Raw genomic sequence first — 9058 nt, 5'->3', positions numbered from 1 at the left:
AAAATTTTATTTATCATTATCAAACACGATCCCTTCTTGTTGTCTTGCTTCTTGTATAATTTCACTTACTGTTAGACTGATTTGTAACATTTCATTGACTTTCTTTTCATCATGTTCATCAATCATGAGAATAAATTCTTTAAATTCATAATATAAACGATGTTTTTGTTCATCTTTATCTATAACTGTTTCTTCATTTTGATTATTTATAAATTTAAATTTTGTTAACTGATTAATAGGGTTATCTATATGTATAACACCTTGATCACCTTGCATTGTTAACATGACAGGTGCTTTACAATCCTTTGCTCCAATGCAAACTGCTTTAAAACTTCCATAATCCAATGTTAAGATACCACTAGTATCAATACCTTTTTCAATATTTGCAAGATAATGAACACTATTTGGTTTTCCAAACAATCCAACAAGACCATGAATATTATAAACATTTAAATCCATCAAAGCACCACCTGCTTTATGATAATCAAACGCTGGTAAAATATGGCCTTCTTTAAAAGCATTATAACGAGATGAATATTGACTATAATTGAAGCTTACAATTTTAGGTTTACCAATGTTTTCTAATTGGTTCTTTAATTCCTGATAAGCAGGAAGATAATGAATATTCATTGCTTCAATCATTAATAAATGCTTTTCTTTTGCGATAGATATTAATTCTTTTAATTCCTTAGCATTAGCTGTGATTGGTTTTTCAATAATCACATGTTTTCCATTTTCTAATGCTTTTTTAGCAAACTCATAATGTAAGAAGTTTGGTAAAGCAACATAAATCGTATCAATATCATCTTTAAGCATATCATCATAATTGAGATGAAAACCATCAAGATGATACTTCTCACATAAATCATTGGTTTCTTGCTGTGTTTTTTCAGTACCTAAAATCTTAATCTTTTCAATGTCTAATAAATGAATTGTTGTGAGTAAATCTTTCACAATCATTCCAGTTCCTAGTATTCCGAGTTTCATTATAATTCCTCCTTTAATTTTCTTAATATGTCTACAATTAATTGATGATCTTCATCATGTTTTAATCCTGATACACAAATGGCTCCTACAACTTTATTATTTTCAATAATTGGAAAACCACCACCTCCAACAGCATAACAATCATTATCAATCCAATCAGTATACTGATCTTGATGTAAGAAAGTATAATAAGAGGAATGACCACTTTCTAAAACCGTTCTCACTTTTCTTTTTAACCAGACATCTTCTTTTTTACCATCCATCAGATATTGAAAAATCAGTAAATCTTTATAGATAATACGTATACCAACACTTTTGAGTTGATGTGATTGAATATAATTGATAACTTCTAAACCAAATTTTAATCCAAATTCATGCGTAAAGTGTTGAAATGAAAATTCTTGTTCTTGTTTTATAACTTTTTCAATGTTCATATGTTTTTCTCCTTGCACCATCTATTTTACATATTTTTGTTATGAAAAAAAGAGTTACAAGTAACTCTGGTAAAAAGGTTCAAATAATGAAATGATATATAATAAAATTCTGTACTTAAAGTACGAAAATCTATTGTCTAGGAGTTGAATCAATCATTGTTTTGTGCAGATGATGATGGGAATAATCTGCTTTATAAACAAGTGAATACAGAATTGTTAAGATGAATTGAAAAGCAATCTGTGAATAAAAGGTTCCAATTTTATAATCATGTTCCATATTAGGAATGACTATAGAATGCTGACTATATTGAAGAAATAAACTCTCTTGATTTGCAGTGAGGACAATGATTGGAATTTTTTTCCTGTCTAAGATTTTAACACAGGAAAGAAAACGTTCATTAATACCTGTGTATGATAAAAATAAGGCACAATCATGCTGAGTCATATTATACACCATAGCTGTTTCTTCATAATTTTCAGTTGCAAGAATTGGATAGATATTTATCTTCATTAATTTATTCATGAAATTCATAGCTGTAATACGTGAATCACCAATCGCAAATATGAAGAGTCTTTGAGTTTGAATAATGGTTTGGCTTATTTTTTCAATATTTTCTATATTAATATCTCTTTGAATTAATTGAATTGTTTCACGATATAAAGAAGAAAGATCATTGATGATATCAAGAGTTGTTTCTGATTGATAGAAGGGTGTACTAAAATTAATATTTCTATCAATGAATTTAGATGATTCTAATTCTAACGCAAAAGCAAACTTAAAATCTTTATAACCACGATATCCTAATTTTTTACAGATACGAATAATTGCAGCATTTGAAGAATGTGTCATTAAAGCAAATTGCTGAATTGTCATATCAGCAATCAAATGTACATTTTCTAATAGATACTGAATAATACTTTGTTCTGTAGGTGTAAAGTTTTCAGTTTGATAGAGTTTTTCTAGAATTGTCATAATGCACACATCCTTTGTTTTATTGTAACAAAAATATGATGAATAATAAAGAATACTTAATAAACAAAATGTTTAATAGTAGATAGAAAGTTGGTTATATTTAAAACTTTATCCGCTTATTAAAATAGATCTTAATAAAGACCAATTTTAATTAATTGGTCTTTATATGATAAATCTTTGTGAATTTGTTTTTAAGATATTCAATATAATATTGTGGATTAAATTTTTCACCAGTTAATTTGCATAAGAGTTCATTAGTATTATAAATACCACCATATTGATGAAGATGTTCTTTTAAATAATCTTTTAGTGCTTGAAAGTTTCCTTCCTCTATCCATTTTTCAATTAATGTATTTTTTTGCATATATGCATAGATTTGAGCAGCGACAGCACTGCCGATCGCATAGCTGGGAAAATACCCAAAGTCTCCACCAGCCCAATGAATATCTTGTAAAATACCCTCACTATCATTTTGTGGAGTCACACCAAGATATTCTTGATATAAGTCCTTCCATAATTGAGGTAATTGTTTAAAATCAATATCTTCTTCAAACATTTTCTTTTCTAATTCATAACGCACCATAATATGTAAGGCATAAGTTAATTCATCAGCCTCAGTACGGATAAGACTGGCTTGTACACGATTGATACTTTCTATAAAGTTATCAAATGAAATATTATGCAATTGTTTTTCAAATGTTTCTTGAAGTTTTGGATAAATAGGTTTCCAAAACTGAGCACTACGACCAATCATATTTTCATAAAAACGAGATTGCGATTCATGCATACCCATAGATGCTCCTGTACCGATAGGTGTCATTGTTATTTTATCAGCAATATTCATTTCATAAATGGCATGGCCAGTTTCATGAATTGTTGAAAAGAGGGCACTTTCTAAATTATTTTCATAATAATGTGTTGTGATACGCACATCTTTATTATGAAAATTGGTTGTAAATGGATGTTCACTTTCTTTAATAACACCTTTATCAAAATCAAAACCAATATATTTGGCTAACCAGCGATTAAATGTTTTTTGCTTATCAATATCAAATGATTGATGTAGAAAAGCAGTATCTATTTGATGAGATGATTTTTGGATGTTATGAAGTAAGGGAACAATTTGTTCTTTTAATTGTTGAAAGAATTGGTCTAATTGTTCACTTAAAAAGCCTGGCTCAAAATCATTCAATAAAATATCATATAATTTTTCATTATTTTCTTGACGATAACCTGCAAATTCTTTTTCTTCTTCAACAATTTGTTGAAGATAAGGCATAAAGAGTTTATAATCGTTTTCTTTTTTTGCCGTTTGCCAAATGTGTTGAGATTTCATTAATAATTCTTGATGTTTCTGATACTTATGTGCAGGTATTTTTTGAAGGCGTTTTACATCTTTCAACCATTCTCTCACAACGGCTTGTTGATGACTGGCTAAATCTTGTTGATTAAGTTCTATTAATATTTGATAAACTTTTGGATCGGTAATGACTTGAAATAATTCATTGGAAAGAATTCCAACATAAGTTGTTGTTTGTTCATTTGATTCTTTTGGTGCTTCTGTTTCTTGATCCCATGAGAATAATGTTAGTGCACGACTTAATGACTGACGTTTTAAAATATAACTTTCTAAATCTTTGTATTCCATATTTTTCTCCTTTATGTTTAGTATAAACTTTTTATTTTTTTTGAAACCAGTTTTCTTTTTTTATTCCATAAATAATTCCAATCATATCGGCTAAGAACCAGCCAATGGGAATTGCCCACCATATGGCTGATATTCCAAAGGTTGGCGCAAATAAGTAAGCGAGTAGAACTCTTGTCCCTAAAGAGATAACTGTTAAAACAACTGAAATACCAGGTTTTCCTACACCTCTATAATAACCATATAATAAGAATAAACAGCCTATTCCAAGATAACATATTCCTTCTATTTGTAAATATTGAATACCCTGCTGGATTATTTGAATCTCATTTGGATGTATAAAAATCATCATTAATTCTTTTGCAAAGAAGAATACACTAAAAGAAATAACTAAACAAAACAAAGAGGAAATAACAATAGCTGATTTCAATCCTTTTTGAATTCTTTCATCTTCATGAGCTCCTTTATTTTGAGCAATAAAAGTAGAGAAAGCATTGCCAAAATCTTGAACAGGCATATAGGCAAATGAATCAATTTTGACAGCAGCTGCAAAGGCCGACATAGTTATAACCCCAAAACTATTGACTAATCCTTGTATCATTAAAATACCAAAATTCATGACTGATTGTTGAATACATGTTAATAAAGAATAATCTCTAATTTTTTTGAAAATCTCATGATCAAAGTAACAATGTTTTTTTTGTGGTAGGAGTTCTTTTTGAGTCATAGAAACATAAATCATGATTCCTATTCCACTGATTGCCTGGGCAATAATTGTCGCGATGGCTGCACCACTGACTCCAAACTGTAATTCAACAATAAAGAAAATATCTAAAACAATGTTCGTTATCGTTGCGATTGCGAGAAAGATAAGAGGGATTCTTGAGTTGCCTAATGCACGTAAAACAGATGCAAAATAATTATATAAGAATGTAAAGAAAAATCCCCAGAAGATAATGAAGAGATAGTCATAAGTTTGTTGATAAATATCTGTAGGGATATTTAAAAATGATAAAATAGGATGAATAAAGAGTAAACAAAGTATTTGCAGAATGATTGCTAGTAAGGCAATGCCAACAAATGAAACAAAAAAAGATGTTTTCATTTTGTCATGTTGTTTTGCACCATATAACATGGAAAATAAAATCCCACTTCCCATACATAAACCTAAAATAATAGAAGTTAAAAAAGTCATTATTGTAAAAGAAGAACCGACAGCTGCCAAAGCATTTGATCCAATATATTGTCCAACAATAAATGTATCAGCAATGTTATAAAATTGTTGTAAAAGATTACCTAATATCATTGGTAAAGAAAAGAATAAGAGAGATTTTGTGATAGGTCCTTTTGTTAATTCATTATTCATAATTTCACCCCGTATCATTATGATAGCGTAAATGACAAGATTGTCAACCTAATTGACGAAAAGAGCATTTGACAGTGATAACAAATGAGTATATAATTTGAATGAATAAATATTCATTCAAAAAAGGAGAAGGAATTTATGCCAAAATCACCTGAAAGATGTCAGGAAATACGTCAGGAAATGAGAAATAAAATATTACATGAGTCAATGTTATATTTTGCTAAAAATGGTTTTGCAGGTACCAAAATAAGTGATTTATCTAAGCATATTGGAATAGCCCAAGGAACAATCTATGTTTATTTTGAATCCAAAGAAGAATTGTTTCAAGAAATATATTCATTGATCAACAATCAGCAGGATATTCAAGAAATTAAGTCTCTTGCTTATTTACCTATCTTTGCCAAGCAAAAGATTCATCAATTATCAAAAACAATAATGAAAAGATTAGAAGATGAAAGTTATGCAGCAAAAGTAGCATTGAATACACAAGTGATGTTTGAAAAGGGAAATTTCGCTTCTCAAGATTCAATTTATCAATCTGCTTTATATAAATATGTGGCAAAAATGATAGAACAAGGTCAGAAGGAAAAGACTGTCGTTGATGGCTCACCTATGAAACTAGCAGATTATTATTGGGGTGTTGTTTATCTTTATGCTTTAAAAAGATTATTTACATCACATTATGAAATGATTACTGCTGAAGATTTAGAACGTATCCTTTTAAAAGATAAAGAAAAGAAAGGTTAAAACATGGATAGAAATCAAGATAAATTGAAAAAGATTGCAATTGTTACAGGAGCAAGTGGTGGTATTGGAAAGGCGTTTGTTGAACAATTGATGAAAGAAGATTTAGATGAAATATGGATTGTTGGGAGAAGTAAAGAACGTCTTGGTATGATAAAAGAATATTATGGAGAAAAGATCATTTGTTTATGTAAGGATTTAACAGATCGTCAGGATTTGTTATCGATGAGAGATTTATTACAATATCAACAAGTATCTGTTTCATATTTGATTAATAATGCTGGAATGGCACAAATGAAAGCATCGCTTGACTTTGATATCTCTGAAATTGAACAGACAATTAAATTGAATTGTCAAGTTCCAGTGATTCTGTGTCATGAATGTGTACCTTTTATGACAAAAGGAAGTCATATACTGAACATTTCATCAGCATCAGCATTTCAGCCAGTTCCTTATATTAATTTATATGCTTCTACTAAGGCTTTTGAAAAAAGTTACTCTCAAGCTTTGCATGAAGAACTAAAAATATTAGGAATTTCAGTAACAGCAGTTTGCCCAAGTTGGGTTGATACAAAAATGCTGATGCGTGAAATCAATGGAAAACAAGTTAAATTTCCAGGCATTGTGAGTCCACAAAAGGTTGCTAAAAAGGCAATAAAAGATGCTAAGAAGGGAAAGACGATATCTATCTGTTCTTTGTATGTGAAGTGTCAGTATCTTAATGTCAAGTTTATGCCGCAAAAATGGATCAATGAATTATGGATGCGATCATTAAGAAAGTATCAATAGAATGAATTTGATAATTGATTTCTTTATACGAGGATGTATAATAACAATGTTATTAAGAAAGGAATTTATATGGAAAAAGATATACATTTTAAGTTAGCAGGATATGATGTTTTAGATGAAGTTGGGATGATTTATGAAAGAATTCATGAAGATTTGAGTCAAACAGTCAATTATCCACGCTGGCCTCGTGGAATTTATCCAACAGAAGAATCTGCTCAAGAAGCTATAGATAAAAATGAACTTTATATTTTAAAAGATCATCAGCAAATCATTGGATCGGTTATTTTAAATCAAGAGCAGGATTTAGGATATGAAAATGTTGATTGGCAAGTTGAAGCAAAAGATTATGAGGTCATGGTGATTCATACGCTTGCAATAGATCCGAGATTTAAGGGAAAAGGATATGCAGGGATTATGATTCAAAAAATCAAACAATTTGCAGTTCAAAAACATTGTCTCGCCTTGCGATTAGATTTAACTCAAGGAAATGTGCCAGCTAGAAATCTTTATCAGAAACATGGTTTTTATTTCACTGGTATTGCTGATTTACATCGTCAAAGTGCAGGGATTGATTATAGTGAAATGTTTGAATATAATCTCAAGAAACCTCATGATCAGTTAGAATCCATTGAGAAAGTGATTGATGATTTTGTAAGAGAGCGTGATTGGCATCAATATCATACTGCTGATAATCTTGCAAAATCTATTATTATTGAAGCAGCGGAGCTATTAGAATGTTTTCAATGGGATGATGATTATGATAAGGAACATGTGTATGAGGAATTGGCTGATGTCATGATCTATAGTTTTCAGTTGGCTGAGTTTTTTGATGTGGATGTTAAAGAGATGATTTGTTCAAAGATGAAAAAAAACAGATTGAAATATCCAGTTGAAAATTAATCTTATGTATAGGACAAAATATTGTTATTTATATTTTGTTCTTTTTTTATCAAGAAAAATTTATGTAAGACAAAGTTTTAGTTCAGAAAACTTAAAGCGAAACTAACTTGACATGCTCTTTATTAAATGTTAAGATAACAGTGTTATGTGAGGTGAGAAAATGGTTCTCAAAGAGGATACAAGACAAAAATTATTAGATTCAGCAAAACAAGAATTCTTAGAATTTGGTTATCAGAAAGCATCATTACGTCGCATATGTAAAAATGCTGGAGTTACAACAGGGGCTTTATATTTCTTTTTTGAAGATAAGGCAGACCTTTATGATGTATTAGTAAGGGATTTTGCAACATTAATAATGAATATGTTAAAAGGTCATACTGAAATAGAAAATGAGATATATCAGGAAGTTTTCCAATATGATAAGGACTTGGATATTAAAATTGGTAAACAATTGATTTCGGCTTATTATGCTCATCAGGATATTGGAAAATTATTGATACGATGCTCACAAGGAACAACCTATGAACATTATTTTGATCGTATCATTGATTTTTTTGAAAAACATAATAAAAATGTCATTATTCATTTAACTGGTATTGATAATCCAGTATTCAATGAATGTACAATGCATTGGTTAGCTCATTTACAAGTGGAATCATTCTTACATATTTTATCACATGATTTTAGTGAAGAAAAAGCTCTAGAACAAGTTGAGATTGTTGTGACCTTTTTGAAAGGTGGCTTCAATGCACTGATGAAAGAAGCTTTGAAAGGGAAGTAATTCCTTTTCTTTTTCAACATAACATAACAGTGTTATGTTATGTGCTTTATCACAATAAAAGGAGGGATTTATATGTATTTAGAAGTGAAAGATTTGAAAAAGTTTTATGGAGAAGGAGATGCTCATCTCATGGTTTTAAAGGGAATTGATTGTCAGATTGAAAAAGGGGAAATTTGTGTGTTGTTAGGTCCGTCTGGATCTGGAAAATCAACTCTTTTGAATGTGATTGGAGGTATTGAAAATGCAGATGAAGGGAATGTTTTTGTTGAGGGAAAAGATTTAAGTAAATTGGGTTCAAAGGACTTAGGACTTTATCGTAGAACAACATTGGGCTTTATTTTTCAGTCTTATCACTTGGTTCCACATCTGACAGTGAAAGAAAATATTGAATCGGGAGCATATCTTAGTAAAAATCCAATTTCAATTCATGAATTGTTGG

General features: G+C 29.7%; 10 protein-coding genes. 5 read left to right on the top strand and 5 right to left on the bottom strand.

Going from position 1 to position 9058, the window contains the following annotated elements:
- Nucleotides 1–6: 6 nt before the first annotated feature.
- The 5 genes from BN350_RS00685 to BN350_RS18090 all read right to left on the bottom strand — a co-directional run bounded on the left by BN350_RS00685 (nucleotide 7) and on the right by BN350_RS18090 (nucleotide 5405).
- Entirely contained in the window at nucleotides 7–987 is a 981-nt protein-coding gene (locus BN350_RS00685) for a Gfo/Idh/MocA family protein (protein ID WP_028041874.1), read from the bottom strand.
- On the bottom strand, nucleotides 987–1421 hold the full coding sequence (locus tag BN350_RS00680; protein WP_028041873.1) for a heme-binding protein: 435 nt from the start codon (nucleotides 1419–1421) through the stop codon (nucleotides 987–989). Before BN350_RS00680 ends, BN350_RS00685 begins: the two co-directional genes overlap by 1 nt.
- A 130-nt stretch (nucleotides 1422–1551) precedes the next feature.
- Nucleotides 1552–2394, bottom strand: a complete 843-nt coding sequence (locus BN350_RS00675; RefSeq protein ID WP_028041872.1) for a MurR/RpiR family transcriptional regulator — start codon at nucleotides 2392–2394, stop codon at nucleotides 1552–1554.
- A gap of 151 nt (nucleotides 2395–2545) precedes the next feature.
- The gene (locus BN350_RS00670) at nucleotides 2546–4042 is read right to left on the bottom strand and encodes a carboxypeptidase M32 (RefSeq protein ID WP_044600008.1); all 1497 of its coding nucleotides are present in this window, start codon (nucleotides 4040–4042) and stop codon (nucleotides 2546–2548) included.
- A 31-nt stretch (nucleotides 4043–4073) separates the two neighbouring features.
- Nucleotides 4074–5405, bottom strand: coding sequence for an MATE family efflux transporter (locus BN350_RS18090; RefSeq protein WP_044600007.1), 1332 nt, complete (start codon nucleotides 5403–5405; stop codon nucleotides 4074–4076).
- A gap of 138 nt (nucleotides 5406–5543) precedes the next feature.
- Here BN350_RS18090 and BN350_RS00645 point away from each other — a divergent pair, with 138 nt between their 5' ends.
- From BN350_RS00645 to BN350_RS21150, 5 genes are all read left to right on the top strand, one after another.
- The gene (locus tag BN350_RS00645; RefSeq protein ID WP_028041867.1) at nucleotides 5544–6152 is read left to right on the top strand and encodes a TetR/AcrR family transcriptional regulator; all 609 of its coding nucleotides are present in this window, start codon (nucleotides 5544–5546) and stop codon (nucleotides 6150–6152) included.
- A 3-nt stretch (nucleotides 6153–6155) separates the two neighbouring features.
- Nucleotides 6156–6938, top strand: a complete 783-nt coding sequence (locus tag BN350_RS00640; protein ID WP_028041866.1) for an SDR family NAD(P)-dependent oxidoreductase — start codon at nucleotides 6156–6158, stop codon at nucleotides 6936–6938.
- A gap of 69 nt (nucleotides 6939–7007) precedes the next feature.
- Entirely contained in the window at nucleotides 7008–7838 is an 831-nt protein-coding gene (locus tag BN350_RS21765; RefSeq protein ID WP_028041865.1) for a GNAT family N-acetyltransferase, read from the top strand.
- A 160-nt stretch (nucleotides 7839–7998) separates the two neighbouring features.
- The gene (locus BN350_RS00630) at nucleotides 7999–8619 is read left to right on the top strand and encodes a TetR/AcrR family transcriptional regulator (RefSeq protein ID WP_028041864.1); all 621 of its coding nucleotides are present in this window, start codon (nucleotides 7999–8001) and stop codon (nucleotides 8617–8619) included.
- 72 nt (nucleotides 8620–8691) lie between these two features.
- Nucleotides 8692–9058, top strand: a 367-nt coding sequence (locus BN350_RS21150; protein WP_044600006.1) for an ABC transporter ATP-binding protein, incomplete at its 3' end; no start/stop codon positions are given.

This window comes from Candidatus Stoquefichus massiliensis AP9 (genome assembly GCF_000455285.1).
In the GTDB taxonomy this organism is placed as follows: domain Bacteria; phylum Bacillota_I; class Bacilli_A; order Erysipelotrichales; family Coprobacillaceae; genus Stoquefichus; species Stoquefichus massiliensis.
This window is presented reverse-complemented; position numbering and strand designations above follow the sequence as displayed.